23 protein-coding genes are annotated in these 24,899 nt (G+C 68.9%); 17 read left to right on the top strand and 6 right to left on the bottom strand.

What is annotated here, in order from left to right; translation table 11 throughout:
• The first annotated feature begins 45 nt into the window (after positions 1-45).
• The 7 genes from DR046_RS04970 (at position 46) to DR046_RS04940 (ending at position 5,407) form a co-directional block, all read left to right on the top strand.
• A complete protein-coding gene (locus DR046_RS04970; RefSeq protein ID WP_115380602.1) occupies positions 46-651 on the top strand; it encodes an FMN-binding negative transcriptional regulator in 606 nt (201 codons plus the stop codon).
• A 66-nt stretch (positions 652-717) separates the two neighbouring features.
• Positions 718-1,317 (top strand): glutathione S-transferase, encoded by a 600-nt coding sequence (locus DR046_RS04965; RefSeq protein ID WP_115380600.1) that lies wholly within the window; start codon positions 718-720, stop codon positions 1,315-1,317.
• The gene (locus DR046_RS04960) at positions 1,314-1,730 is read left to right on the top strand and encodes a GNAT family N-acetyltransferase (protein ID WP_115380598.1); all 417 of its coding nucleotides are present in this window, start codon (positions 1,314-1,316) and stop codon (positions 1,728-1,730) included. Before DR046_RS04965 ends, DR046_RS04960 begins: the two co-directional genes overlap by 4 nt.
• Before the next feature lie 205 nt (positions 1,731-1,935).
• Positions 1,936-2,502 (top strand): ubiquinol-cytochrome c reductase iron-sulfur subunit, encoded by a 567-nt coding sequence (petA, locus tag DR046_RS04955; RefSeq protein WP_115380596.1) that lies wholly within the window; start codon positions 1,936-1,938, stop codon positions 2,500-2,502.
• 10 nt (positions 2,503-2,512) lie between these two features.
• The gene (locus tag DR046_RS04950; RefSeq protein WP_115380594.1) at positions 2,513-3,877 is read left to right on the top strand and encodes a cytochrome b; all 1,365 of its coding nucleotides are present in this window, start codon (positions 2,513-2,515) and stop codon (positions 3,875-3,877) included.
• Between the two features lie 8 nt (positions 3,878-3,885).
• Complete coding sequence (locus DR046_RS04945) at positions 3,886-4,692, top strand: cytochrome c1 (protein ID WP_115380592.1); 807 nt, start codon at positions 3,886-3,888, stop codon at positions 4,690-4,692.
• Between the two features lie 112 nt (positions 4,693-4,804).
• Positions 4,805-5,407 (top strand): hypothetical protein, encoded by a 603-nt coding sequence (locus tag DR046_RS04940; RefSeq protein WP_135227259.1) that lies wholly within the window; start codon positions 4,805-4,807, stop codon positions 5,405-5,407.
• Between the two features lie 163 nt (positions 5,408-5,570).
• Here DR046_RS04940 and infB read toward each other — a convergent pair whose 3' ends face one another.
• The 4 genes from infB to rimP are packed head-to-tail and all read right to left on the bottom strand — an operon-like array spanning position 5,571 to position 11,025.
• Positions 5,571-8,030 (bottom strand): translation initiation factor IF-2, encoded by a 2,460-nt coding sequence (gene infB / locus DR046_RS04935; RefSeq protein WP_115380588.1) that lies wholly within the window; start codon positions 8,028-8,030, stop codon positions 5,571-5,573.
• The gene (locus DR046_RS04930) at positions 8,027-8,656 is read right to left on the bottom strand and encodes an RNA-binding protein (protein WP_115380586.1); all 630 of its coding nucleotides are present in this window, start codon (positions 8,654-8,656) and stop codon (positions 8,027-8,029) included. Before DR046_RS04930 ends, infB begins: the two co-directional genes overlap by 4 nt.
• An 18-nt stretch (positions 8,657-8,674) precedes the next feature.
• On the bottom strand, positions 8,675-10,438 hold the full coding sequence (gene nusA / locus DR046_RS04925) for a transcription termination factor NusA (RefSeq protein WP_115380584.1): 1,764 nt from the start codon (positions 10,436-10,438) through the stop codon (positions 8,675-8,677).
• A 2-nt stretch (positions 10,439-10,440) separates the two neighbouring features.
• The gene (gene rimP, locus DR046_RS04920) at positions 10,441-11,025 is read right to left on the bottom strand and encodes a ribosome maturation factor RimP (protein ID WP_115380582.1); all 585 of its coding nucleotides are present in this window, start codon (positions 11,023-11,025) and stop codon (positions 10,441-10,443) included.
• A gap of 246 nt (positions 11,026-11,271) precedes the next feature.
• Between rimP and DR046_RS04915 the strand changes: the two genes are divergently transcribed.
• From DR046_RS04915 to DR046_RS04870, 10 genes are all read left to right on the top strand, one after another.
• Positions 11,272-12,591, top strand: coding sequence for an ABC transporter substrate-binding protein (locus DR046_RS04915; RefSeq protein ID WP_115380581.1), 1,320 nt, complete (start codon positions 11,272-11,274; stop codon positions 12,589-12,591).
• 108 nt (positions 12,592-12,699) lie between these two features.
• Positions 12,700-13,647, top strand: coding sequence for a carbohydrate ABC transporter permease (locus DR046_RS04910; protein WP_115380579.1), 948 nt, complete (start codon positions 12,700-12,702; stop codon positions 13,645-13,647).
• 1 nt (position 13,648) lies between these two features.
• Positions 13,649-14,590 carry a carbohydrate ABC transporter permease gene (locus DR046_RS04905; RefSeq protein WP_115380577.1) on the top strand — a complete coding sequence of 314 codons (942 nt, stop codon included), beginning with the start codon at positions 13,649-13,651 and terminating at the stop codon, positions 14,588-14,590.
• On the top strand, positions 14,587-14,889 hold the full coding sequence (locus DR046_RS04900; protein WP_115380575.1) for a hypothetical protein: 303 nt from the start codon (positions 14,587-14,589) through the stop codon (positions 14,887-14,889). Before DR046_RS04905 ends, DR046_RS04900 begins: the two co-directional genes overlap by 4 nt.
• Positions 14,890-14,891: 2 nt before the next feature.
• Positions 14,892-15,980: an ABC transporter ATP-binding protein gene (locus tag DR046_RS04895; RefSeq protein WP_115380573.1), complete on the top strand. Its 1,089-nt coding sequence runs from the start codon at positions 14,892-14,894 to the stop codon at positions 15,978-15,980.
• Positions 15,980-16,969 carry an ABC transporter ATP-binding protein gene (locus tag DR046_RS04890; RefSeq protein WP_115380571.1) on the top strand — a complete coding sequence of 330 codons (990 nt, stop codon included), beginning with the start codon at positions 15,980-15,982 and terminating at the stop codon, positions 16,967-16,969. Before DR046_RS04895 ends, DR046_RS04890 begins: the two co-directional genes overlap by 1 nt.
• An 11-nt stretch (positions 16,970-16,980) precedes the next feature.
• Entirely contained in the window at positions 16,981-18,585 is a 1,605-nt protein-coding gene (locus DR046_RS04885) for a dihydroxyacetone kinase subunit DhaK (RefSeq protein WP_115380569.1), read from the top strand.
• Entirely contained in the window at positions 18,582-19,625 is a 1,044-nt protein-coding gene (locus DR046_RS04880; RefSeq protein ID WP_115380567.1) for a LacI family DNA-binding transcriptional regulator, read from the top strand. Before DR046_RS04885 ends, DR046_RS04880 begins: the two co-directional genes overlap by 4 nt.
• Positions 19,622-20,677 (top strand): sugar phosphate isomerase/epimerase family protein, encoded by a 1,056-nt coding sequence (locus DR046_RS04875; protein WP_115380565.1) that lies wholly within the window; start codon positions 19,622-19,624, stop codon positions 20,675-20,677. The genes DR046_RS04880 and DR046_RS04875 overlap by 4 nt, the downstream gene beginning before the upstream one ends.
• Before the next feature lie 114 nt (positions 20,678-20,791).
• Positions 20,792-21,949 carry a Gfo/Idh/MocA family protein gene (locus tag DR046_RS04870; RefSeq protein ID WP_115380563.1) on the top strand — a complete coding sequence of 386 codons (1,158 nt, stop codon included), beginning with the start codon at positions 20,792-20,794 and terminating at the stop codon, positions 21,947-21,949.
• Positions 21,950-22,164: 215 nt separating this feature from the next.
• On the opposite strand, the gene DR046_RS04865 is transcribed toward DR046_RS04870, so the two are convergent.
• A complete protein-coding gene (locus DR046_RS04865; RefSeq protein WP_115380561.1) occupies positions 22,165-23,151 on the bottom strand; it encodes a cation diffusion facilitator family transporter in 987 nt (328 codons plus the stop codon).
• 398 nt (positions 23,152-23,549) lie between these two features.
• A complete protein-coding gene (locus DR046_RS04860) occupies positions 23,550-24,779 on the bottom strand; it encodes a calcium-binding protein (protein ID WP_135227258.1) in 1,230 nt (409 codons plus the stop codon).
• Positions 24,780-24,899: the final 120 nt, after the last annotated feature.

Raw genomic sequence — 24,899 nt, 5'->3', positions numbered from 1 at the left:
AATTCCTCCGTTGCCTGCGACCTAGCCCAAGGGCATGCCGGGACCATGCATCCGAACCCCGCCTTCCGCCGCGTCCCCGAGCCCCGCACGCTGGACTTCGTCCGCGCGCGGTCCTTCGGCACGCTTGCCGTGAACGCCGAACCCGGGCCGCTGCTGTCGCATATTCCGTTCCTTCTGGCGGAGGACGGGCGGTCGGCGGATCTGCACCTCGTCCGCTCCAACCCGATCCTCGCCTGCCTGCCCTGCGCGGCGGTGATCGCCGTTTCGGGGCCGGACGGCTACGTCTCGCCGGACTGGTACGGGGTGCCCGACCAGGTGCCGACCTGGAACTATGTCGCCGCGCATCTGCGCGGGCGGCTGGTGCGGCTGCCGGAGGACGCGATGCGCGACATGCTCGACCGGCAGAGCGCCGGGTTCGAGGCACGGCTCGAGGGCAAGGCGCCCTGGACCACGGCAAAGATGACGCCCGAGGTGCTGGAGCGGATGATGCGCCAGATCGTGCCCTGCCGGCTTGAAGGGATCGAGACCGACGCGACCTGGAAGCTGGGCCAGAACAAGCCCGACGACGTCCGCCTGCGCGCCGCCGGGGCGGTGGGGCAGGGGGTCGGGTCGGAGCTTGGTGCGCTGGCCGCGCTGATGCGGGACGGCTGACCGGGGCGCTTCCCTCCGGCGGGCGCCGCGGCTAGCGTCGCCGCGACCACATTCCCGGAGACCCCGATGCAGCTTCTCAGCTCCCCCGCCTCGCCCTTCGCGCGCAAGTGCCGCGTCACCCTGCTGGAGCTCGGCCAGACCGATGTCGAGGTCCGCACCGTGACCGCGAACCCGCTGGGCGGCGATGCCGACCTGAACGCCGCGAATCCCTCGGGCAAGATCCCCTGCCTGATCCGCGACGACGGACCCGCGCTCTACGACAGCCGGGTCATCACGCGCTATCTCGACGCGATCGGCGGGGGGAAGCTCTATCCCGAGAGCCGGCTCTGGGAGGTGCTGGCGCTGGAGGCGAATGCAGACGCGATCCTCGAGGCGGCGCTGGCCATCGTCTACGAGAAGCGCCTGCGCCCCGAGGAGAAGTGGCACCAGCCGCTGATGGACGCGCAATGGACGAAGGTCACGCGCTCGCTGGACGCGGCCGAGGACCGGTCGATGCCGCTGCTGGAAGGGCCGCTGAACGCCGCGCAGATCGCGATGGGCTGCGCGCTGGGCTATCTCGACCTCCGTCATGGCGACCGCGACTGGCGGCCGGGGCGCCCGTCGCTCGCCGCCTGGGCCGAGCGCTTCGCCGCGCGGCCTGCGATGGACGCGACCCGGCCTGCATGAGCGGGATCGCCCGCGTCACGGACCTCGAGGCCGCGCTCGCCATCCGGGCGGAGGTCTTCATGCGCGAGCAGGGCGTGTCGCTCGCCGACGAGGTGGACGGCGCGGACCCGGACTGCCTGCACTGGCTGATGACCGATGCCGAGGGGCCGGTCGCGACCCTGCGCGTCATGCCGCTGGGCGAGGTGGCCAAGATCCAGCGGGTCGCGGTGCTGGCCCGCGCCCGCGGCCGGGGCCTTGGCGCGCGGCTGATGCGCCACGTGATGGAGGAGCTGCGGGCGATGGGTTTCGGGACGGCGCTGCTGGGCGCGCAGACCGAGGCGCTTGGCTTCTACGAGCGTCTGGGCTTTGTGGCGGAGGGGCCGGTCTACGACGATGCGGGCATTCCCCACCGCGACATGACGCGCCCCCTGTAGGGAGCGGCGCGCGGTCGCAGCCCGATGACGGGACGCGGGCCGGGCCTAGATCGCGCTCCGACGAAGGGACGATGCTGCGGTGGATTGTCCGCTGGAATTCCGTATCCCGATTGGGGTAAGGGCCTCTGGACATGGCGGCGCCGCACGCGGCGGCCGCAGCGCAATCGGGCGGGACCGCCCACCCAAGCAGGGGAGACGCCTCAACGTGGCACATGCAGACGATCATCACGAGGGCACCCGGCGCGACTTCCTCTACTACGCCACCGCTGGCGCAGGGATCGTCGCGACGGGCGCCGCGGTCTGGCCGCTTGTAAACCAGATGAACCCCTCGGCGGACGTGCAGGCCCTGGCCTCGATCGACGTCGACGTCTCGGGCGTGGAGCCGGGGACGCAGATCACCGCCCTGTGGCTGGGCAAGCCGGTCTTCATCCGCCGTCGCACCGAGGAAGAGATCCTCGAGGCCATCGCGCAGATCGACATCGAGGCGCTGCCGGACCCGCTTGCGAACAATGCCAATATCGACGGCGCCGCCCCGGCGCTGGACGAGAATCGCGCGATCGGCGAAAACCGTGAATGGCTCGTGATGATGGGCGTCTGCACCCATCTGGGCTGCGTGCCCCTCGGCGACGGCGCCGGCGATTTCGGCGGCTGGTTCTGCCCCTGCCACGGGTCGCATTACGACGTGTCCGGCCGTGTCCGGCGCGGCCCGGCGCCCCGCAACCTTCCGATTCCGCCCGTCGTCTTCGACGGGACGACCGTGACCCTGGGCTGAGGAGAGACACATGTCTGGTATTCCCCACGACACCTATACCCCGTCCACCAAGGGCGAGAAGTGGGTCGAGACCCGGCTGCCGATCATCAGCCTGCTCTACAACACGCTGATGATTCGCACCCCGAAGAACCTCAACTGGATGTGGATCTGGGGCATCATCCTGTCCTTCACGCTGGTGCTGCAGATCGTCACCGGCATCGTGCTGGTCATGCACTACACGCCGCATGTCGACCTGGCCTTCGCCTCGGTCGAGCACATCATGCGCAACGTGAACGGCGGCTGGGCCCTGCGCTACATCCACCAGAACGGCGCCTCGCTGTTCTTCGTCGCGGTCTACGCGCATATCTTCCGCAACCTCTACTACGGGTCCTACAAGGCCCCGCGGGAGCTGACCTGGATCCTGGGTATCGTCATCTACCTGCTGATGATGGGCACCGCCTTCATGGGCTACGTCCTGCCTTGGGGTCAGATGTCCTTCTGGGGCGCGACCGTGATCACCGGCCTCTTCGGCGCCATCCCGTTCATCGGCGAGCCGCTGCAGACCTGGCTGCTGGGCGGACCCGCTGTGGGCAACCCCACGCTGAACCGCTTCTTCTCGCTGCACTACCTGATGCCGTTCCTGATCCTCGGCCTGACGATCATGAAGATCTGGGCCTTCCACCACACCGGCAACAGCAACCCGACCGGGGTCGAGGTGCGCCGCACCTCGAAGGCCGAGGCGGAGGCGGACACGCTGCCGTTCTGGCCCTACTTCGTGATCAAGGACCTGTTCGCGCTGGCCGTGATCCTGCTGGTCTTCTTCGCGGTGGTCGGCTTCATGCCGAACTACCTGGGCCACCCGGACAACTACATCGAGGCGAACGCCCTGGCGACGCCGGCCCATATCGTGCCCGAATGGTACTTCCTGCCCTTCTACGCGATCCTGCGCGCCTTCACCTCCGACGTCTGGATCGTGATGTTCTTCAGCTGGATCTCGGGCGGGATCATCGATGCGGCCTTCTTCGGCGTGCTCGCCATGTTCGGCGCGATCGCGGTCATGGCGTTCGCGCCCTGGCTCGACACGTCGTCGGTCCGCTCGGGCCGGTATCGCCCGATGTTCAAGTGGTGGTACTGGCTGCTGGTCGTCGACTTCTTCTTCCTGATGTGGCTCGGCTCCATGCCCGCCGAGGAACCGTGGGGCTCGCTCTCGCTGCTCGGCTCGGCCTACTGGTTCGCCTACTTCCTGGTGATCCTGCCGCTGCTCGGCGTCTTCGAGAAGCCGCTGCCGCGCCCGGCCACGATCGAGGAGGAGTTCGCCGCCCATTACGGCGCGGGGGGCGCCGACGGGACGGGCATGCGCCTGCCCGGTGAGAAAGCCGCATCGCCGGCGGAGTGAGGGACATCATGAACATCTTTACCAAATCCCTCGCCGTCCTGGCCCTTTCGGCAGGTCCCGTCTTCGCGGCCGGGTCCGCCGGGGAAGTCTACAACTACGACTTCCCCTTCGAGGGGCTGACCGGGACCTACGACCCGATCCAGCTGCAGCGCGGCCTGAAGGTCTACACGCAGGTCTGCGCGTCCTGCCACGGCCTGCAATACGTCCCCTTCCGCACCCTCGCGGACGAGGGCGGGCCGGGCTTCTCGGAAGAGCAGATGAAGGCCTACACCGAGACCTTCGAGGTCTGGGACCCGACGCTGAACTTCGGCGAAGGCGACTTCCGCACCGCGCTGCCCACCGACCACTTCCCGGCGGTGACCGCGGTCGGCGCGCCTGACCTGTCGCTGATGGCGAAGGCGCGGGCGGGGTTCCACGGCCCCTACAACCTGGGCCTCAACCAGATCTTCAAGGGGATGGGCGGCCCGGAATACATCACCTCGCTGCTGCTCGGCTATACCGGCGAGGAGCAGGAGGTGGCGGGCACCATCCTCTACGAGAACACCGCCTTCCCGGGCGGCTGGATCTCGATGGCGCCGCCGATCTACGGTGAGGACGTCGACTTCGACGACGGCTCGCCCAACGACATCGAGAGCGTCGCCAAGGACGTCTCGGCCTTCCTGATGTGGACCGCCGAGCCGAAGCTGGCCGCGCGCAAGCAGATGGGGCTGACCGCCGTCATCATGCTGACGGTGCTGTCGGTGCTTCTCTACCTGACCAACAAGCGGATCTGGGCGCCGGTCAAGTCGCGCCGCAAGGCGCAGGATCCCGCCTGATTCAAGGTCACGCTTCGGCGGAAAATTGGCCGGCCCCGGTGGGGCCGGCTTTTTGCTGTTGCGGGATCGGGCGCGGCGCGGTCATCAAGAAGAAAAACAAGAGGGACGGCAGATGGCAGATCGAACGGACCGGAGCGTGATGGCAGAGCGAATGGCGGCCATCGCGACGATAATCGGAACAGGCGGCGTGATCGCGGGGCTGGGCCTCGTGGGGCTGGCGGTGCTGACCGGGGGCCTGCCGGGCCTGCCGGAGGCGGGCTGGCTGGTCGGGCTGGCGCCGGGCCTCGTCGTGGCCCTGCTGGGCTTGGGGCTGGTGATGCGGGGCGTGCATCTGAACGCGACGCTGGACACGCTGGCCAGTATCCGCCTGCTGCAGGAGGAGACGCACCGCGCCCGCACGCAGGCCGCGGTCTATTCCCACGCCATGCGGGAGCCAATGCCGCCGCTGCGGGCGACCGCGCAGATGGAGGCGGCGAAGCCTGTGGCCATGCCTGCGGCGAAGCCCGCCGTCATGCCTGCCGCGAAGCCCGCGCCGGCCATGGCCGCCGCCGGGGCTGACGCCGGAACCGCGGCCGGATCCCCGAGGGTGGCGCAGATGACGCCGCCGCTGAAGCGGGAGCCCGTCCAGTCGACCCAGCGGGCCAGCAAGGCGACCCCGATCAAGGGCAAGCCGTTCCAGCCGCACCCGATCTTCATGGCGCGGCCGCCGAGATAGGCCCGTTCCCGGGTGTTCCGCTGGCGCACGGAGGTGTTTCCGCTGCGCCGGCATCCCCGGGCCTGACTCGACCATGACGCGGTGAGGTGATCCCGACTCACACCGGCCAGGCACGAAAAAGGGCGCCCGCAGGCGCCCTTTTCCATGTCTCGTGACGGGGGAATCAGGTGAGCGAGCGCTCGACCTCCTCCCGCTCGAAGATCTCGATGACGTCGCCGACGCGGATGTCGTCGTAGTTCTCGAAGGCCATGCCGCATTCCTGGCCGGAGACGACTTCCTTCACCTCGTCCTTGAAGCGCTTGAGCGTCTTCAGCGTGCCCTCGTGGACCACCGTGTTGTCGCGCAGCAGGCGCACCCCGGCGGACCGGCGGGCCACGCCCTCGGTCACGAGGCAGCCCGCGACGTTGCCGACGCCGGTGACGCGGAAGGTCTCGCGGATCTCGGCATAGCCGATGAAGTTCTCGCGAACCTCGGCCGAGAGCAGGCCCGAAGCGGCCGCCTTCACGTCGTCCACGAGGTCGTAGATCACCGAGTAGTAGCGGATCTCCACGCCCTTCTGGTTGGCCGCCGCGCGCGCGGGCGCGTTGGCGCGGACGTTGAAGCCGATGACCGGCGCGCCCGAGGCTTCGGCGAGACCGATATCCGATTCGGTGATCGCGCCGACCCCGTAATGGAGCACGCGGACGCGCACCTCTTCGTTGCCGATCTTCTCCATCGCCTGGACGATGGCCTCGGCCGAGCCCTGAACGTCGGCCTTCACCACGATGGGCAGCTCCGAGACGTTCTTGTCGTCCTTGGCCTTGGCCAGCAACTGGTCCAGCGTCGTCGCCGCACCCGCCGCCGCGCGCTTGTCCTTGGCGGCCTGCTCGCGGTAGGCGGCGATCTCGCGCGCCTCGGACTCGGTCCGGACGACGTTCAGAACGTCGCCCGCCTCGGGCGTGCCGTTGAGGCCCAGCACCTCGACCGGGACCGACGGGCCGGCCTCGTCCACGCGCCGGCCGGTATCGTCGACCAGGGCGCGCACCTTGCCCCACTGCTCGCCCACGACGAAGATGTCGCCGCGCTTGAGCGTGCCGTTCTGCACGAGGACGGTCGCGACCGGGCCGCGGCCCACGTCGAGCTGCGCCTCGATGACGGCGCCCTGCGCCGCGCGGTCCGGGTTGGCCTTCAGCTCCAGGATCTCGGCCTGAAGCGCGATGGCTTCCAGAAGCTCCGGCAGGCCCTTGCCCGTATGAGCCGAGACCTCGACGTCCTGCACGTCGCCCGACATCTCCTCGACGACGACCTCGTGCTGAAGCAGGGCCGTGCGTACCCGGTTCGGGTCCGCCGCCGGCAGGTCGACCTTGTTGATCGCAACGATCATCGGGACGCCCGCCGCCTTGGCGTGGTTGATGGCCTCGATCGTCTGCGGCATGACCGCGTCATCGGCGGCCACGACCAGAACCACGATATCGGTCACCTGCGCGCCACGGGCGCGCATCGAGGTGAAGGCCGCGTGGCCCGGCGTGTCGAGGAAGCTGAGCTTCTTGCCGTTCACCTCGACCTGATAGGCGCCGATGTGCTGGGTGATGCCGCCGGCCTCGCCCGCGACGACCTTGGTCTTGCGGATCGCGTCCAGAAGCGAGGTCTTGCCGTGGTCGACATGGCCCATGATCGTGATGACGGGCGCGCGGTCCTTGAGGTCCTCGGGCCTGTCCGCCTCGACCTCGATGGCCTGCTCGACATCGGATTCCGAGACGCGCTGCACCTTGTGCCCGAACTCCTCGATGATGAGCTCGGCGGTGTCGGCGTCGATCACCTGGTTCTGCGTGACCATCATGCCGTTCTGCATCAGCGCCTTGACCACGGAGGCCACACGCTCGGTCATGCGGTTCGCCAGCTCCGAGACGACGATGGTCTCGGGAAGCTGGACGGTACGGACCACCTTCTCCTGCGGACCCGAGTCGCCGCCGCCGCGGCGCTGCCGCTCCTGCTTGCGACGCATGGAGGCCAGCGAGCGCGTGCGCCCGCCTTCGCCGCCGCGCAGCGCCTGGTTCACGGTCAGCTTGCCGCCGCGCCGTTCGCCGCCGCCCTTGGGCTTGCCACCCTCGTCGTCGCTGCGGCGGCGCTTCTCGCCGCCGGGCTTGGCGTCGGGGCCGAGATTGCGCTGCCGCTCCGGCGCGGGCTGGGCCTCGGCGGCCACGGGTTCGGCGGGCCTTTCCTTCTCTTCCTGAGCCTCGCGCTTGCGACGCTCGTCCTCCTCGGCCTTCTGGCGGAGCAGCTCTTCGCGCTCCTTCTCCTCGCGGGCCTTGGCCTCGATCTCCTCGCGGCGACGGGCGCGGGCCTCCTCGGCCTCGCGCTCCTCGCGGGCACGGCGTTCGTTATCCTCGGCCTCGCGGGCCTTGGCGGCCTGCAATGCCCTGAGGCGACGCTCCATCTCCGCGTCGGTGGTGCCGGCGGCCTTGCCGCCCTGCGCGTTCACGGCCGCGGCGCTCTGCGCCTGCGGCTTTGGGACCTGCACGCGCTTGCGCTTGGTCTCCACCACGACGTTCTTCGTGCGTCCGCGGGCGAAGCTCTGCTTCACCTGTCCACTGCGGGCGCCTCCGGAGAGGCCGAGGGGTTTCTTTCCGTCCGTATCGCTCATGCGTTCCCGATATCCTTCTCGGCAGCCGGTTTGCCGCCGTCGTGTCTGATGCCCTGAAGCCTTGCGGCTTCCTCTACAATACGTTCCGCCAAGGTTCCAGCGGCCACCGCCGCATGGATGACCCGGTCGCGGGCGAAGGCCTGTCCCAGCTCGTCCGCCGTCAGGAATCCGATCCACTTGCCGCCTTCGGGCGTCGACAACTTGCCCTTGCCCCGCTCCGACCCGTCGGAGGCCTGGAGCAGGACGCGCATGTCCTCAAAGGCGAGGGCGGTCTTGACCTTCTCGTATCCCGTGATCGCCTGGCCCGCCTTCCGGGCCATCGCCAGCATGTCCTGCACCCGTCGCAGGAGCGCCGTCTCGACCAGGGCCACCAATCCGTCGGGTACGCCGACCTGTCTCTTGGCCCCTTTGGAGAATATGCGCTTGGCGACGGCCTTTTCCAAGGCCTCGCGCGTCGCGGTCACGTAGATGCCACGGCCCGGCAGCTTGCCGGCCACGTCGGGATAGACCATGTCGTCGGGTCCGACGACGAAGCGGACCAGCCCCTCCTTGGGGCCGGTCTCGCCGGTCACGATGCAGCGGCGCTCAGGCTCGCTGCGGTCTTTCGTCCTGCCACCGCGGGTCAAGGAAACGATCCGGGGCGATCACGCCCCGGCCTCCTCTGTCTCGGCGTCGTCCTCGGCCTGGCCGAGCGCATCCTCGGGCGAGACCCAGCCGAGCATCACGCGCGCGGTCATGATCAGGTCCTGCGCTTCCTCCAGGGTGATGCCGAAGGGCTCCAGCAGGCCGTCGTCCTTCGTGCGCTCGCCGTTCTCGACGGTCCAGCCGCCGGCCAGTTCCCAGTCAGCGCAGGTGGCGAAATCCTCCAGCGAGGTGACGCCGTCCTTGGTCAGCGCCTCCAGCATCTGCGGCGTCAGCCCCTCGAAGGAGGCGAGATCGTCCTGGAGCCCGTTCTCGCGCGCGGCTTCCAGAGCCTTGGCGTTCTGCGCCTCGAGGTAGTCGCGGGCGCGGGCCTGAAGCTCGGCCGCCGTGTCCTCGTCGACGCCGTCGATCACCAGAAGCTCGTCGGTCTCAACATAGGCGACCTCTTCGAGATTGGTGAAGCCTTCGGAGACGAGAAGCTGGGCGAAGAACTCGTCGAGGTCGAGCGTGTCCATGAAGAGCCTGGTGCGGACCTCGAACTCGGCCTGGCGGCGCTTCGACTCCTCCTCCTCGGTGAGGATGTCGATGTCGAGCCCGGTCAGTTGCGACGCCAGACGCACGTTCTGGCCGCGCCGGCCGATGGCGAGGCTCAGCTGCTCCTCGGGGACGACGACCTCGATCCGCTCGTTCTCGTCGTCGAGGACGACCTTCGTCACCTCGGCGGGCTGAAGCGCGTTCACGAGGAAGGTGGGCGCGTCCTCGTTCCAGGGGATGATGTCGATCTTCTCGCCCTGAAGCTCGTTCACGACGGCCTGCACGCGGCTGCCCCGCATGCCGACGCAGGCGCCGACCGGGTCGATCGAGCTGTCGTAGGAGATCACGGCGATCTTGGCGCGGCTGCCCGGATCGCGGGCGCAGGCCTTGATCTCGATGACGCCGTCGTAGATCTCGGGGACCTCCATCTCGAACAGCTTCTTCATGAACTCGGGCGAGGTGCGCGACAGGAAGATCTGCGGGCCGCGCTGCTCGCGCCGCACGTCCTTGATGTAGACGCGGATGCGGTCGCCGGGACGGTAGGCCTCGCGCCCGATCTTCTCGTTGCGGCGCAGCACGGCTTCGCCGGCGCCGATGTCGATGATGATGTTGCCGTATTCCTCGCGCTTGACGAGGCCGTTGATGATGGTCCCGGCGCGGTCCTTGAATTCCTCGTACTGGCGGTCGCGCTCGGCCTCGCGGACCTTCTGCAGGATGACCTGCTTGGCGGACTGCGCGGCGATGCGGCCCATGTCGACGGGCGGGATAACGTCAACGAGCACGTCGCCTAGCTGCGGCGGCGTCTGCTGGTCGACGCCTTCCATGCGCTTGGCGTCCTTGTCGCCGGGCTTCATCAGGTAGAAGGCGCGGACCTCCTTCTCGCCGACCTTCTTGCCCTCTTCGCCCCAGATCGGGATCTTGCGCCGGGTCACGAAGACGGCGCCGCCCTGGCTGCGCACCGTGTCGGCGGCGGCCTTGGCGGTCATCTCCGCCTTCTCGTTCTCGATCAGCTCTTCGTCGGTGATGGTGCGGACGCGGGTGAAGGTGGCCTGGCCGGTCTTGCGATCGATCGAGACCTGCACGTCCATGTCGGCGCCGTAGCGGGACTTGGCGGCCCGGGCGAGGCTGTCTTCCATCGCCTCGACCACGAGGCCGGGGTCGATCATCTTCTCGCGCGCGACCGCGTCGGCGATCTGCAGCAATTCCAGCTGGTTGGCGGATGTAATCGCCATCGTCAGTCCTCCTCACCGTCCATGAGAGTCTTCACTTCGTCGAATTGGGTCTCGTCGATCCGACCGTCGTCCTTGCGCGCCTTCAGCACGTCGCGGATCAGCTCGTCGGTGAGGATCAGCTTGGCGTCGCTCAGCCAGTCGAACTTGAGACCGATCACCGGCGTCTCGCTGCCCTGCTCGATCTCGATCAGGACCTCGTCGCCCTCGGTTCCCATCAGCGTCCCCTTGAAGCGGCGCTGGCCGTCGATCAGGTCCGTCGTCTCGATCCGGGCCTCGTAGCCTTCCCAGACGTCGAAATCCTTGAGCCGGGTCAGCGGCCGGTCGATGCCGGGGGAGGAGACCTCGAGCGTGTATTCGCCCTCGATCGGGTCCTCGACGTCGAGATTGGCGGACAGCTCCGTGCTGATCGCGGCCAGGGCGTCGACCTCGATCCCGCCCTGGGGCAGGTCGGCCATGATCTGCAGCGTCGCGGTCTTGCCGGACATCAGGCGCAGGCGCACGAGTTCATAGCCCATGTCCTCGACGATGGGCGTCACGATCTCGGCCAGGCGCTTGTCCATGGCCGTCTTGGCGATGAGATCCGACATTGCTGTCCCCGGAAACGAAAAAGCGGGCCGTGCGGCCCGCTGGAAGTGTCGGTGGAGCCCGAAGGCACCGCTGTTGGACGCTACATAGAAGCGGGCGCCCGGAGATGCAAGCCCTGCCGGACAGATGGCCGCGCGCATTGGGCGGCGAACAAAACCCTAGACGTGAGGCACGTGCCTCAATTACCGTCGGGTCAGCAGCCGATTCGGAGAGGAGCCGGGTCGCGTGATGCCAACGGGAGGATAAACATGAAGACGTTCAAGCTGGCCTCCGCCAGTGCCCTGGCGCTTGCCGGGGCGACCTGGGGCGGCACCGCCGCCGCCGAAGATCTGACGCTCTGCTGGGCCGCCTGGGACCCGGCCAACGCGCTGGTCGAGCTGTCGAAGGATTTCGAGGCGCAGTCCGGCCACACCATGAACTTCGAGTTCGTGCCCTGGCCCAACTTCGCCGACCGGATGCTGAACGAGCTCAACTCGGGCGGCAAGCTCTGCGACCTTCTGATCGGCGACAGCCAGTGGATCGGCGGCGGCGCCGAGAACGGCCATTACGTCAAGCTGAACGACTTCTTCGATGCCGAGGGCATCAGCATGGACGATTTCGCCGACGCGGCCGTCTATGCCTATTCGACCTGGCCCAAGGGCACCGAGAACTATTACGCGCTGCCCGCAATGGGCGACGCCAACGGCTGGTTCTACCGCAAGGACTGGTTCACCGATCCCGAGATCATGGCAGCCTACGAGGCCGAGACCGGCCAGGCCCTGCGCGAGCCGGAGTCACAGAAGGAATTGATGCAGATCGCCAAGTTCTTCCAGGGCCGGGAGATCGACGGGCAGGAGCGGTACGGCGTCTCGATCTTCACCGAGCGCGGGTCCGAAGGGATCACGATGGGCGTGACCGGCGCGCTCTATGCCTGGGGCTTCCAGTACGAGAACGAGCCGGGCAGCTACGACATGGTCGGCGCCGTCAACTCCGCCGAGGCCGTCGAGGCGCTGGAGTTCTACAAGGAGCTCTACGAGTGCTGCACGCCCCCGGGCTACACCAACTCCTACATGGGCGAGTCGCTCGACGCGTTCAAATCGGGGCAGGTGGCGATGGCGATGAACTGGTTCGCCTTCTTCCCGGGCCTCTTCGCGGACCCGGACATCGGCGGCGAGAAGATCGACTTCTTCGTCAACCCGCCGCAGAACAAGGACGCCTCGACGCTGGGCGGGCAGGGGATCTCGGTCGTCTCCTACAGCGACAAGCAGGACGCGGCGCTGGAATACATCAAGTGGTTCGCGCAGCCCGAGGTGCAGCAGCGCTGGTGGGACCTCGGCGGCTACGCCGTGCACAAGTCCGTGCTTGAAGATCCGTCCTTCATCGAGAGCCAGCCCTTCGCCGGCGACTTCCTCGAAGCGATGAATGCCGTCCAGGACTTCTGGCAGGAGCCGACCTATGCCGAGCTGCTGCTCGCCATGCAGGAGCGCATCCACAACTACGTGGTCGCCGACCAGGGCACCGCGCAGGAGGCGCTGGACATGCTGATCGAGGACTGGACCGAGGTCTTCGAGGACGACGGCAAGCTCTGACCCCGCATCCTCCTCGGGCCTGACCCGAGGATTTCCCGCCGCCGGAAGCTCCGGCGGCGGTTCCCGCCCGCCCCGTCGACCCACCGCGCCCGCGCGACCGGAGACCGCATGTCCGACTCGATTGCTGACAAGGCCGCCCGTGCCACGCCGCCCCGGGTCGCGCGCAAGGTGCGAGGTCTCTCGGATCGCGCCATCGCGTGGATCTTCGTGGCGCCGACGATCTTCCTGCTGCTGGCGATCAACATCTTTCCGCTGATCTGGACGATCCGGCTCAGCTTCACCGACTTCCGCGCCAACCGCCAGGGCCGGGAGGTGGAGTGGGTCGGCCTGCGCAACTACGAGCGCATCCTGACAGACTCGGACGTCTGGCTGTCGATGCAGGCGACCGCGCATTTCCTGATCTGGACCATCGCGCTGCAGGTGATCCTTGGCTTCGCGCTGGCCTGGCTGATCAACCGCAAGTTCAAGGGCAACGACCTCTGGACCACGATCATCGTCCTGCCGATGATGCTGAGTCCCGCCGTGGTCGGCAATTTCTGGTCCTTCCTCTACCAGCCGCAGATCGGCCTCTTCAATTACGTCATCGCCTTCCTGACCGGGCAGAACGCGTCGAGCTTCGACATGCTGGGATCGGTCGACCTGGCGCCCTGGTCCATCGTCATCGTAGACACCTGGATGTGGACGCCTTTCGTGATGCTGATCTGCCTCGCGGGCCTGCGCTCGATCCCCGATTACATCTACGAGGCGGCCGAGATCGACCGCGCCTCGCAGTGGCGGCAGTTCTTCACCATCACCATCCCGATGGTGCTGCCCTTCCTGATGCTCGCGGTGCTGTTCCGGGGGATCGAGAACTTCAAGATGTTCGACCTGGTGGTGCAGTTGACCGGGGGCGGACCGGGCAACGTCACCACGCTGACCTCGATCGACCTGAAGCGCGAGGCCTTCGAGAAATGGCGCACGGGCTATGCCTCGGCCTATGCGATCATCCTCTTCGTGACCGTGTTCGGGCTGGCGAGCATCTACGTGAAGGCCCTCAACAAGGTGAAGGAACGCTAGGATGAGCAGCTACTCCGTCACCGAGCCGTCGCAGAAGTCCAAGACCGTCGCCGCCGTCCTGGTCATCGCCTATGCCCTGATCACGATGGTCCCCCTGGTCTGGATCATCCTGACCGGCTTCAAGTCGCCCGCCGATGCCATCTCCTATCCGCCGAAGGTCGTGTTCGATCCGACGCTCGAGGGCTACGTCAACCTCTTCACGACCCGCACCCGGGTCACGCCCGAGGACCTGGAGGCGCTTGGCCCGCCCGAGACCTGGTACGACGCGATCGTGCGCCAGTACGACATGGTCATCGCCGGCCCGTCGAAGTTCGGCGAGCGCTTTCTCAACTCGATCATCATCGGCTTCGGCTCGACCTTCCTGTCGATCTTCCTCGGCACGCTGGCGGCCTATGCCTTCTCGCGCTTCCGCATCCCGCTGGCCGACGATCTGCTGTTCTTCATCCTGTCCACGCGGATGATGCCGCCCATCGCCGTCGCGATCCCGATCTTCCTGATGTACCGGCAACTCGGGCTGTCGGACACGCATCTGGGGATGATCCTGCTCTACACGGCGGTGAACATCTCGCTCGCCGTATGGCTTCTGAAGGGCTTCATCGACGAGATACCCCGCGAATACGAGGAAGCGGCCCTGATCGACGGCTACACGCGGTTCCAGGCCTTCTACAAGGTCGTGCTGCCGCAGGCGGCGACGGGCATCGCCTCGACCGCGATCTTCTGCCTGATCTTCGCCTGGAACGAATACGCCTTCGCGGTGCTGCTGACCTCGGCCACGGCGCAGACGGCGCCGCCCTTCATCCCGACGATCATCGGGGTCGGGGGGCTCGACTGGCCGGCGGTCGCGGCGGGGGCGACGCTGTTCCTGCTGCCGGTGATGATCTTCACCATCGTCCTCAGGAAGCACCTGCTGCGGGGGATCACCTTCGGAGCCGTCCGCAAATGACCGACCGCAACCCCACCGCGCGCGAGGGCCACGGCCTCGGCTATGGCGGCGTCCCGCCCGAGGACGATCAGGGCCGCTTCGCCCCCCCGGCCCCGCGCCTCGGCGGCAAGGGTCATTCCGACGGGCGCTGGCCCCGCTGGCTGCGCCGCGGCCCGATGGAGATGGTCGCGACGGTGCTGATCGCACTGGGCGTCGTCATGCTGATGCAGCCCTTCGCCATCGCGCTCTTCACCTACAGCTTCATCGTCACGCTGGTCGGCACGGTGATGTTCATCGTCGTCTCGCATTTTCCGGAATAGTCATGGCCACCATCGAGATCCGGGACCTTCGCAAGCAGTTCGGCGACTTCACCGCCGTCCGCGAGTCGTCCTTCACCATCGAGGACGGCGAGTTCTTCATGCTGCTCGGCCCCTCGGGCTGCGGCAAGACGACCACGCTGCGGATGATCGCGGGGCTGGAGCTGCCGACCTCGGGCGAGATCTATCTCGACGGCGAGGAGGTCAGCCAGAAGCTGGCGCGCGAACGCGATATCGCCTTCGTCTTCCAGATGTTCGCGCTCTACCCGCACATGAACGTGCGCAAGAACATCACCTATCCGCTGGTCAGCCAGGGCTGGCCGCGCAACCGCATCAAGGCCAAGCTCGACGAGGTGGCGGGCATCCTCGGCATCCGCGACATCCTCGACCGGCCCGTGGGCGGCCTCTCGGGCGGCGACCGGCAGCGGGTCGCGCTGGGTCGGGCCATCGTGCGCGAGCCGAAGGCCTTCATGATGGACGAGCCGCTCGGCGCGCTCGACGCCGAGTTCCGGGAACGGATGGCGGAGGAGCTGCGTGCGCTGCACGACCGGATGGGGGCCACGACCGTCTACGTCACCCACGACCAGCTGGAGGCGATGCAGATGGGCGACAAGATCGTCGTCATGAACAACGCCGTGGTCGAGCAGTTCGGCACCCCGCGCGAGATCTACGACACGCCCGCCACCATGTTCGTCGCCGACTTCATCGGCGATCCGTCGATGAACTTCCTGCCCTTCGAGGGCGTCTTGGCCGAAGGCGCCTCCTCCGTCTCGCTCGGGGGGATCGAGACGGCCATCCCCATGGCGCGGGAGGGCGCGCGGGGCCGGCTGGTGCTGGGCGCGCGGCCCGAGCATATCGCGCTGACCGACGACGGCCCGCTGCGCGGCCGCGTCGCGGCGACCGAGTATCTGGGCACCAGCCAGGTCGTCACGCTCGACACCGGGTTCGGCGAGGTGAAGGCCCGGATCGCGGCCGACCGGCGCATGGCCCCGGGCGAGACGGCGGCGCTGACGATAGACGGAACCCGGGTCACGATGTTCGACGAGGGCACCGGCCGCGCGCTGCGGTCGGAGCTGAACGAGGGGGTGATCTGATGGCCGAAGTGCACCTCCGGAACGTCACCAAGCATTACGGCCGCGACGTGGGCGTCGAGCATATCGACCTGACCGTCGAGGACGGGGGCTTCGTCGTCCTGCTCGGCCCCACCGGCGCGGGCAAGACCACGACCCTGCGCCTGATCGCCGGGCTGGAGCGGGCGGATGCGGGCACCGTCCATATCGGCGGGCGCGAGGTATCCTCCGAGACGCCGGCGCAGCGCGACGTGGCGATGGTGTTCCAGCAATACTCGCTCTACCCGCACATGACGGTGCGCGAGAATCTCGCCTTTCCGCTGAAGTCGCCGATCCTGAAGACCCCGAAGGCCGAGATCGACCGCAAGGTCGCCGAGGTGGCCGAGGTGCTGCGCATCCCCCACAAGCTCGACAACAAGGCGACCGCGCTGTCGGGCGGCGAGATGCAGCGCGTCTCCATCGGTCGGGCGCTGGTGCGCGACCCGGCGATCTTCCTGATGGACGAGCCGCTCTCCTCGCTCGACGCCAAATTGCGCTCCGACCTCAGGGTGGAGCTCAAGCGCATCCATGCGGAGCTGCGGGCGACGCTGCTCTATGTCACCCACGACCAAGTCGAGGCGATGACCATGGCCTCCAAGATCGGCGTGCTCGACCGCGGGCGGCTGGTGCAGGTCGGCACCCCGCGCGAGGTCTACGAGGACCCCGCCTCGGCCTATGTCGCCGCGCGGCTCGGCTCCCCGCGCATCAACCTGCTGCCCGCCGGCCTCATGGACGACGCGCCGCCGGGCGCGCATGTGATGGGCCTGCGGCCCGAGCATATCGCGATCGGGCAGGGTCACGAGGCGCAGGTCGCGCGGGTCGAGCATCTGGGCGACCAGACCCGGCTCCACCTGAAGCTCGCGGATCACGACCTCGTCACGCTGGCCGACGACCGCATCCCCAACGTGGGCGAGACGATCCGTATCGCCCCTCGCAACCCGCTCTGGTTCGCCGAAACCGGCGCAAGGCTCTGACGGAGGCCCGAATGCAGTTCATCAACGACAAGGCCGACCTGGTGATCGAGGCCATCGACGGCCTGATCGCGGCCTCGGGCGGGGCGCTCGCCCGGCTCGACGGTTATCCGCACATCAAGGTCGCCACCCGCGCCGGCTGGGACCGGTCGAAGGTCGCGCTCGTCTCCGGCGGCGGCTCCGGGCACGAGCCGGCCCATGCGGGCTTCGTCGGCCCCGGCATGCTGACGGCGGCGGTCTGCGGCGAGGTCTTCGCCAGCCCTTCCGTCGAGGCCGTCCTTGCGGGCATCCTCGCCGTCACCGGCGAGCCGGGCTGCCTGTTGATCGTGAAGAACTACACCGGCGACCGGCTGAATTTCGGCCTCGCGGCGGAACGCGCCCGCGCCTTGGGCAAGTCGGTCGAGATGGTGGTGGTCGACGACGACGTGGCGCTGCCCGACCTGCCGCAGGCGCGCGGGGTCGCGGGCACGCTCTTCGTCCACAAGATCGCCGGGGCCATGGCCGAGCAGGGGGCGCCGCTGGCCGAGATCGCCGCCAAGGCGCGCGACGTGATCCCGCGCATCGCCTCCATCGGCAAGTCGCTCTCGACCTGCACGGTTCCCGGCTCCCCGCGCGAGGACCGTATCCCTGCCGGCAAGGCGGAGCTGGGCCTCGGCATCCACGGCGAGCCGGGCGTCGAGCAGATCGACTTCGCCGGGGCCGATTCCGCCGTCGCCACGATGGCCGGGCGCCTGCCCCCGTCCGGTGGAGAGCGTGTCGTGCTGATCAACGATCTCGGCGCCACCACTCCGCTGGAGCTCTCGGTCCTGACCCGCGCCGTCCACCGCGCCGGCATCGCGGGCCACGTCATCGGCCCCGCCCGGCTGATGACCTCGCTCGACATGCACGGCGTCTCTCTCTCGGTGCTGGACCTCGCGCCGGGCGAGGCCGAGCTGCTCGCCGCTCCCGTCCCGATGCCCGCCTGGCCGGGCCTCGCCGCGCTGACGGAGCCGCGGGTCGATCCGCTGCCCGACGGGCTGACCCCGATCGAGCCGATCCCCTCCGAGAACCAGCGCACCCGCGCCGTCCTGACCGCGATCTGCGACCTGCTGATCGCGGCCGAGGCGGACCTGAACGCGCTCGACGCCAAGTCCGGCGACGGCGACACCGGGTCCACCCTCGCGACGGCGGCGCGGGCGCTCAAGCGCGACATCGACCGGATGCCGCTCGCCGACCTGACGCAGCTCTTCCCGGCGCTGGGCAACGCGTTGAGTCAGACCATGGGCGGCTCGTCGGGCGTGATCCTCGCGATCTACTTCAACGCCGCGGGCGATGCCTGCGCCAGCGGCGCCTCGGTGCCCGACGCGCTGCGCGCCGGCCTCGCCCGGGTGATGGAGGTCGGCGGCGCCCGCCCCGGCGACCGCACGATGATCGACGCGCTGGCCCCTGCGCTCGACGCGCTGCCGCAGGGCCTGCCGGCCGCCGCGTTGGCCGCGCGCGAGGGCGCCGATGCCACCGCCCGGATCACCCGGGCCAAGGCGGGCCGCGCCGCCTATGTCCCTGAGGCGAACCTCTCCGGCCATGCCGATCCCGGCGCCGAGGCGGTCGCCCGAGTCTTCGAGGGGCTCGCCGGAGCATGACCGAAGGCGCGGGCACCACCGCGCCGACCACGCAGGACGTGGCGCAGGCGGCGGGGGTCAGCCTCGCCACCGTGGACCGGGTGCTGAACGGCCGCCCCGGCGTGCGGGCGGCCACCGTCGCCCGCGTCCGCGCGGCGATCGAGCGCATCGGCTATGTCCGCGACACCGCCGCCGCCAACCTCGCCAAGCGCCGGGTCTACGACCTGACCTTCGTCCTGCCCGACACCGAGAACGAGTTCGTCGCCTCGCTGCGCAGCGAGATCGCGGCGCAGTCGACGCGGCCCGTCCTGCACCGTACCCAGCTGCGCGTGACCCCGGTCGCGCCCTTCGACCCGCAGGCCGTGGTCGCCGCGCTCGACGCGGCCACCGGCGACGGGGTCGCCGTCTTCGGGCCCGAGACGCCCTCGGTCCGCGATGCCGTGCGCCGCGCGCGCGGCCGCGGGCTGGCCGTCGTGGCGCTGGTCTCGGACCTGCCGTCGTCGCCGCGCAACCATTTCGTGGGCATCGACAACGTGCGGGCGGGCCGCACAGCGGCACAGCTGATGGGCCGCTTCGTGCCGCGCCCGGGCCGGGTTCTCGTCCTGACCGGCTCGCGGCTGGCGCGCGACCATCTGGAGCGGCGGCAGGGCTTCGATCAGGTCATCGCCGACTTCCCCGGCATGGAGGTCTCCGCCTCGCTGGAGGGGCGCGACGATCCGGACCGCGTCGCCGCCCTTCTGGCCGAGGCGCTGACCCCCGACGTGGTCGGCATCTATTCGTCGGCCGCGGGCAATGCGGGGCTGATCCGCGCGCTGGGCGGCCGCCGTGACCTGACCGTCATCGCGCACGAGCTGACGCCGACGACCCGCGCCGCGCTGATGGACGGGACCTTCGACGCGCTCATCACCCAGGATGCGGGGCACCTCGTGCGCTCCGCCATCCGGCTCCTGCGCGCCGCTGCGGACGGCGCGCCCTTCGACCCTGCGCAGGAGAGGATCCGCATCGACATCCATTTGAAAGAGAACGTCCCCGATCCGGGGCCGACGGGAGGACAGACATGAAGACGATCAAGGGCCCGGCCCTGTTCCTGGCGCAGTTTGCCGGCGACGCGGCGCCGTTCAATTCCTGGGACGCAATCACGAAATGGGCCGCCGATTGCGGCTACGAGGGCGTGCAGGTGCCCAGCTGGGACGCGCGGCTCTTCGACCTCGCCCGGGCGGCGGAGTCGAAGGACTACTGCGACGACTGGAAGGGGCAGGCGGCGGCGAACGGCATCGAGGTGACCGAGCTGTCGACCCATCTGCAGGGCCAGCTCGTCGCCGTCCACCCGGCCTATGACGAGGCCTTCGACGGCTTCGCCGACCCCTCCGTGCGCGGCAACCCAAAGGCGCGGCAGGAATGGGCCGTCGACCAGGTGAGGAAGGCGCTGACGGCGTCGAGGAACCTCGGGCTCACGGCGCAAGCCACCTTCTCCGGCGCACTGGCCTGGCCTTACGTCTATCCCTGGCCGCAGCGCCCCGCCGGCCTGATCGAGACCGCCTTCGACGAACTGGCGAAGCGCTGGCGCCCGCTTCTCGACCATGCCGAGGAGTGCGGCGTCGATCTCTGCTACGAGATCCACCCGGGCGAGGACCTGCATGACGGCGCGACCTACGAGATGTTCCTCGACCGCGTCGACCAGCATCCCCGCGCGATGATGCTCTACGATCCCAGCCACTACGTGCTGCAGCACATGGACTATCTGGACAACATCGACATCTACAAAGACCGGATCGGCATGTTCCACGTCAAGGATGCGGAGCTGAACCCGACGGGGCGGCAGGGCGTCTATGGCGGCTACCAGTCCTGGGTCGACCGGGCGGGCCGCTTCCGCAGTCCGGGCGACGGCCAGGTCGATTTCGGCGCGGTCTTCTCGAAGATGGCCGCGAACGACTTCGACGGCTGGGCCGTGGTCGAATGGGAATGCGCGCTCAAGCACCCCGAGGACGGCGCGCGCGAGGGCGCGGCCTTCGTCCGCGACCACATCATCCGCGTCACCGAGCATGCCTTCGACGACTTCGCCGGAGGCGGCACCGACGAGGCGGCGAATCGCCGGATGCTCGGCCTCGATTAACCCCTCATTAAGGTTAACGCGCCGCCCCCCTCTTCTCGCCAGAGATGCCTCGGGGGGGCGAGCGAAGCGAGCGGGGGCAGAGCCCCCTCCGACGCCAGAACAAGGAGACCCCAGATGGTCACGGGACGCAACGAAACCCTCGGCCGCCGCATCCGGCTCGGCATGGTCGGCGGTGGCAACGACGCCTTCATCGGCGGGGTCCACCGCATCGCCGCCCGGCTCGACGACCGGTTCGAGCTGGTGGCCGGCGCGCTCAGCTCCACGCCCGACAAGGCGCGGGCCAGCGCCGAGGCGCTGGGCATCCCCCGCAGCTACGACGACTTCAGGCAGATGGCGAGCCGCGAGGCGCGGCGGAAGGACGGGATCGAGGCCGTCTCCATCGTCACCCCGAACCACGTCCATTACGCCGCCGCGCGGGAGTTCCTGAAGCGCGGCATCCACGTGATCTGCGACAAGCCCCTGACCTCGACGCTGGCCGACGCGAAGAAGCTGGTGAAGGCGGCCGAAGATTCCGACGCTCTCTTCGTGCTGACCCATAACTATACCGGCTACCCGATGGTCCGGCAGGCAAGGCAGATGGTGGCCGATGGTGCGCTCGGGCGCATCCGCGTGGTGCAGGTGGAATACCCGCAGGACTGGCTGACCGAGCATCAGGAGGGCAAGCAGGCTGAGTGGCGCACCGATCCCGAACGCTCCGGCGCGGGCGGGTCGACCGGCGACATCGGCACCCATGCCTACAACCTCGCCTGCTACGTGACCGGCCTGCGCGCGACCCAGCTTGCCGCCGATCTCGACGCCTTCGTCGAGGGCCGGCGCGTGGACGACAACGGCCATGTGTTGCTGCGCTTCGAGGGGGGCGCGAAGGGGATGCTCTGGTGCAGCCAGGTCGCGCCGGGCAACGAGAACGCCCTGCGCCTGCGGGTCTATGGCGAGAAGGGCGGATTCGAATGGGCGCAGGAAGACCCGAACTACCTGTGGCACACGCCGCTCGGGCAGCCGAAGCGCCTGCTGACCCGCAACGGCGCCGGCGCGACGGAGGCCGGCACACGCCTCAGCCGCGTGCCGCCGGGCCATCCCGAGGGCTATCTGGAGGGCTTCGCCAACATCTATTCCGAGGCCGCCGACGCCATCCTCGCCGCGCGCGAGGGCAGGGCGCCGGAGAGCGGGACGCATTATCCGACGGTTCAGGACGGGCTGGACGGGGTGCGCTTCGTCGATGCCTGCGTGCGCTCGTCGAAGGCCGACGCCCGCTGGGTGCGCCTCGACGGGTAGGGCCGGGCCGCGGGCGATCCGGCATCGCCCGCGCCCATGACCGAGCCGTCCGGCGCGACGGTGGCATGGGCGGCGAGCGTCATGAAGTCGTCCCCGCGCGTCTCGCAGCCGGATCGATCGTCTGCCGTGGTCTCCCTGGATGTGACCTCGACGCGAAGCCAGGCCGTCGGCACCGCCCTGCATCCGTCAAGCCACATCGGCGGCACCGCAGTGTGTCAATTCCCCGGGATCACCTGTTCATGACCGGACGGCCCGGCCCGGTCCCGGCCTTCGGCCCGGTGGCCGTGCCCGTCCGCGGGGATGAGCTCGACCGTGACGTGCTCGACGCCGAAGCTGCGCCGCACCCGGTCCTTTACCGCCTCGCGGACCTCCGACGGGTCGGCGCCGGGGGCGAGGTCGATTTCCATGGTCACCATCGGGCGCTCCTGCGTGATCGACCAGGCATGGATATGGTGGGCCCGGCCGACGCCGGGGACATGCGCCTCCAGCTCCGCCGAGACGGCGCGCGCGTCGAAGCCCGGGGGCGCGCCTTCCAGAAGGATGTGCCCGCTCTCGCGCAGGACGGTCCAGGCCGAGCGCAGGATCAGGACCGCCACGAGCACCGACAGGATCGGGTCGATCGGCGTCCAGCCGGTGCGGATGACGATCAGCGACGCCACGATGGCCGCGACCGAGCCCAGCATGTCGCCCAGGACGTGCAGCGTCGCGGCGCGCAGGTTGAGGTTGTCGCCCCCGGTCCGCGACAGCACAAGGAAGGCGGCGAGGTTCACCACGAGCCCAGCCACCGCGACCCAGAGCATCAGGCCCCCCAGCACCTCTCCGGGATGGCGCAGGCGGTCGACGGCCTCGATCACGATCCAGCCGGCGATGGCGAACAGCGTCAGCCCGTTGACGAAGGCCGCCAGTACCGAAAAGCGGTCGAAGCCGTAGGTCCGCTTCCAGTCCGCCGGGCGCCGAGCCACGCGGAAGGCCAGCCAGGCGAGCACCAGCGAGGCGAAATCGGTCAGCATGTGCCCGGCATCCGCCAGCAGCGCGAGACTGCCCGAGACGAGGCCGCCAACGACCTCGGCGCCCATGAACCCGCCGGTCAGCAGGGCCGCGACGGCGATCGCGCGCTCCTTCGAACGGCGCTCCCCCTCGGGGGCGTCGCGCGACAGGGTCGGGCCGTGGGAATGGCCGTGATGATCGTGTCCGGCCCCCATTCCGGCGCCTCCTCTCGTTTCCGCGGGTGATGGTCGTTCGAGAGATCCGCCTCCCGAACCTGCTGCACCCTGTCGAAGGGGCCAACGCGCGGAACCACGCAGACGATCCCGAACGGGCGTCATCCTGCGGCTCGAGGTTGGCGATGGCCGTCGCGACCCGCCCGCTGGTCGGGATCTCGATGAGGACGCGACTCGCGCAGCGACGCAGACTCCATTCGGACCGAAGAAGCTGTCCATCCCGTCTTCCTGCTCCCCCGCGCCGTGAAGGCGAGAGATCACGGCTCCTCCAGCCGGCTGGCGTGGTGGGCCACCATCTGAACCGGATCCCTGCGCAAGAAGGAGAGGCGCGGCTTTCGCCGCGCCTCTCATCATTTCACAAAGCTCCCGACCTTCGACGCTCAGAACAGCAGCACGTCGTCCAGCCCCAGCCGCGCGCCGCCTTCCAGCGTCGCCACCAGCTCCCGGTCGCCATCGCCGTCGATGTCGATCCGGAGCTCTCCGGTGCGGCCATTGTAGCCGACCGCGCCGCTGTCGCGGAGATCGCGGAAGACCGAGGCGGTCAGCTCGCGCAGGTCGATGCCGCGCGCGCCCAGCCCGAGAAGCTGGTCGTCGATGGCGAGCCGGTCGTCACCGTTGCCCCAGTCGGTGATCGTCACGTTCGGATCGGTCCCCGCCTGCGCGGTCAGCACGAAGCTGTCCGCCCCGGCGTCGCCGGTCATCGTGTCCTCGCCGCCGAAGCCGACGAGGATGTTGTCGCCAGCGTTGCCGACCAGCACCTCGTCCCCGGCCGATCCGTTCAGCCGGATGTTGCCGTTGCCGGTGGCGGTCAGCTGCTCGACGCCCGCGGCGATGGTGAGGCCGGTGGCCGTGCGGACCTCGTCGAAGCCGGGATCGCCCGCCGCCTCGACCACCGTATCGCCGCGATCCACGATGTAGACGTCACTGCCCGGGCCGCCTTCCAGGCGGTCGTTGCCGGCGCCTCCGGTCAGGGTGTCATCCCCGCCCGCGCCGAGGATCGTGTCGTTCCCGCCAAGCCCGTCGATATCGTTCGGCCCGTCATCGCCCTCGAGCAGGTCGGGACCCTCGGTGGGACCGGTCGGCTCCGGCTCGCCGCCGATGATCTCGACGTCGGGCAAGTCGGCCAGCAGGATGTCCTGCCCGGGACCGAAGGGCTCGCCCTCGAGGATGTCCTGGGCGCCCAGGGCAGCGAGAAACAGGAAGCGCTCGAACTCGAACTGGTTCGCGAATTCGGGGAGGGGGGCCCCGCCGAGCTCGACCAGATAGTCGAAACCGAGAGCGCCCTCCACGGGGTTCGTCGGCTCGACCAGGACGTTCAGCACGACCGTCTGGCCGCCGCTGAAGTTCAGCCGGTCAATGTAGTAGGAGACCTCGTAGCCCTGGGAGACGAGGGTCTCGCTGTCCGTTCCGCCGAGCTCCACGCGGGTCGGCATCGGCATGAAGGTGACCGGGTCGCCGACCTCGGAACCTCCGTCCTCGTCGTAGCGCAGGACGGTGATCGAGGGATCGAACGTCAGGGAGACGGTAGAGGCCCCGAAGTCTACGAGGCTCGTCCCGCCGGACTGGAACGTGCCGCGAATGGCGGGGAGCGTGTAGGTGATTGCAGGCATGATGGCATCCAGGAACAACGTGAACCTGTCAACCTGACAGCAGAAAAAATCGCAAGTCCATAGCAATTTACGTCAAGCCGCCGGGGCCGGCCCGGGCGGTCCGGGGCAGCGGTTGCGGGC

Origin of the sequence: Jannaschia formosa, assembly GCF_003340555.1 — a bacterium.
Lineage (GTDB): Bacteria > Pseudomonadota > Alphaproteobacteria > Rhodobacterales > Rhodobacteraceae > Jannaschia > Jannaschia formosa.
Note: the sequence above shows the minus strand (reverse complement) of the source record. Positions and strands in the feature narration are given on the sequence as shown.

Bases quoted from the DNA above. Each gene is read 5' to 3' on its own strand.
- rimP (WP_115380582.1), bottom strand. From the start codon at position 11,025: ATGTCGGATCTCATCGCCAAGACGGCCATGGACAAGCGCCTGGCCGAG.
- DR046_RS04945 (WP_115380592.1), top strand. From the start codon at position 3,886: ATGAACATCTTTACCAAATCCCTCGCCGTCCTGGCCCTTTCGGCAGGT.
- infB (WP_115380588.1), bottom strand. From the start codon at position 8,030: ATGAGCGATACGGACGGAAAGAAACCCCTCGGCCTCTCCGGAGGCGCC.
- DR046_RS04895 (WP_115380573.1), top strand. From the start codon at position 14,892: ATGGCCACCATCGAGATCCGGGACCTTCGCAAGCAGTTCGGCGACTTC.
- DR046_RS04910 (WP_115380579.1), top strand. From the start codon at position 12,700: ATGTCCGACTCGATTGCTGACAAGGCCGCCCGTGCCACGCCGCCCCGG.
- DR046_RS04885 (WP_115380569.1), top strand. From the start codon at position 16,981: ATGCAGTTCATCAACGACAAGGCCGACCTGGTGATCGAGGCCATCGAC.
- DR046_RS04870 (WP_115380563.1), top strand. From the start codon at position 20,792: ATGGTCACGGGACGCAACGAAACCCTCGGCCGCCGCATCCGGCTCGGC.
- DR046_RS04875 (WP_115380565.1), top strand. From the start codon at position 19,622: ATGAAGACGATCAAGGGCCCGGCCCTGTTCCTGGCGCAGTTTGCCGGC.
- DR046_RS04880 (WP_115380567.1), top strand. From the start codon at position 18,582: ATGACCGAAGGCGCGGGCACCACCGCGCCGACCACGCAGGACGTGGCG.
- DR046_RS04950 (WP_115380594.1), top strand. From the start codon at position 2,513: ATGTCTGGTATTCCCCACGACACCTATACCCCGTCCACCAAGGGCGAG.
- DR046_RS04965 (WP_115380600.1), top strand. From the start codon at position 718: ATGCAGCTTCTCAGCTCCCCCGCCTCGCCCTTCGCGCGCAAGTGCCGC.
- DR046_RS04960 (WP_115380598.1), top strand. From the start codon at position 1,314: ATGAGCGGGATCGCCCGCGTCACGGACCTCGAGGCCGCGCTCGCCATC.
- nusA (WP_115380584.1), bottom strand. From the start codon at position 10,438: ATGGCGATTACATCCGCCAACCAGCTGGAATTGCTGCAGATCGCCGAC.
- DR046_RS04905 (WP_115380577.1), top strand. From the start codon at position 13,649: ATGAGCAGCTACTCCGTCACCGAGCCGTCGCAGAAGTCCAAGACCGTC.
- DR046_RS04915 (WP_115380581.1), top strand. From the start codon at position 11,272: ATGAAGACGTTCAAGCTGGCCTCCGCCAGTGCCCTGGCGCTTGCCGGG.
- DR046_RS04900 (WP_115380575.1), top strand. From the start codon at position 14,587: ATGACCGACCGCAACCCCACCGCGCGCGAGGGCCACGGCCTCGGCTAT.
- DR046_RS04890 (WP_115380571.1), top strand. From the start codon at position 15,980: ATGGCCGAAGTGCACCTCCGGAACGTCACCAAGCATTACGGCCGCGAC.
- DR046_RS04865 (WP_115380561.1), bottom strand. From the start codon at position 23,151: ATGGGGGCCGGACACGATCATCACGGCCATTCCCACGGCCCGACCCTG.
- DR046_RS04860 (WP_135227258.1), bottom strand. From the start codon at position 24,779: ATGCCTGCAATCACCTACACGCTCCCCGCCATTCGCGGCACGTTCCAG.
- DR046_RS04940 (WP_135227259.1), top strand. From the start codon at position 4,805: ATGGCAGATCGAACGGACCGGAGCGTGATGGCAGAGCGAATGGCGGCC.
- DR046_RS04970 (WP_115380602.1), top strand. From the start codon at position 46: ATGCATCCGAACCCCGCCTTCCGCCGCGTCCCCGAGCCCCGCACGCTG.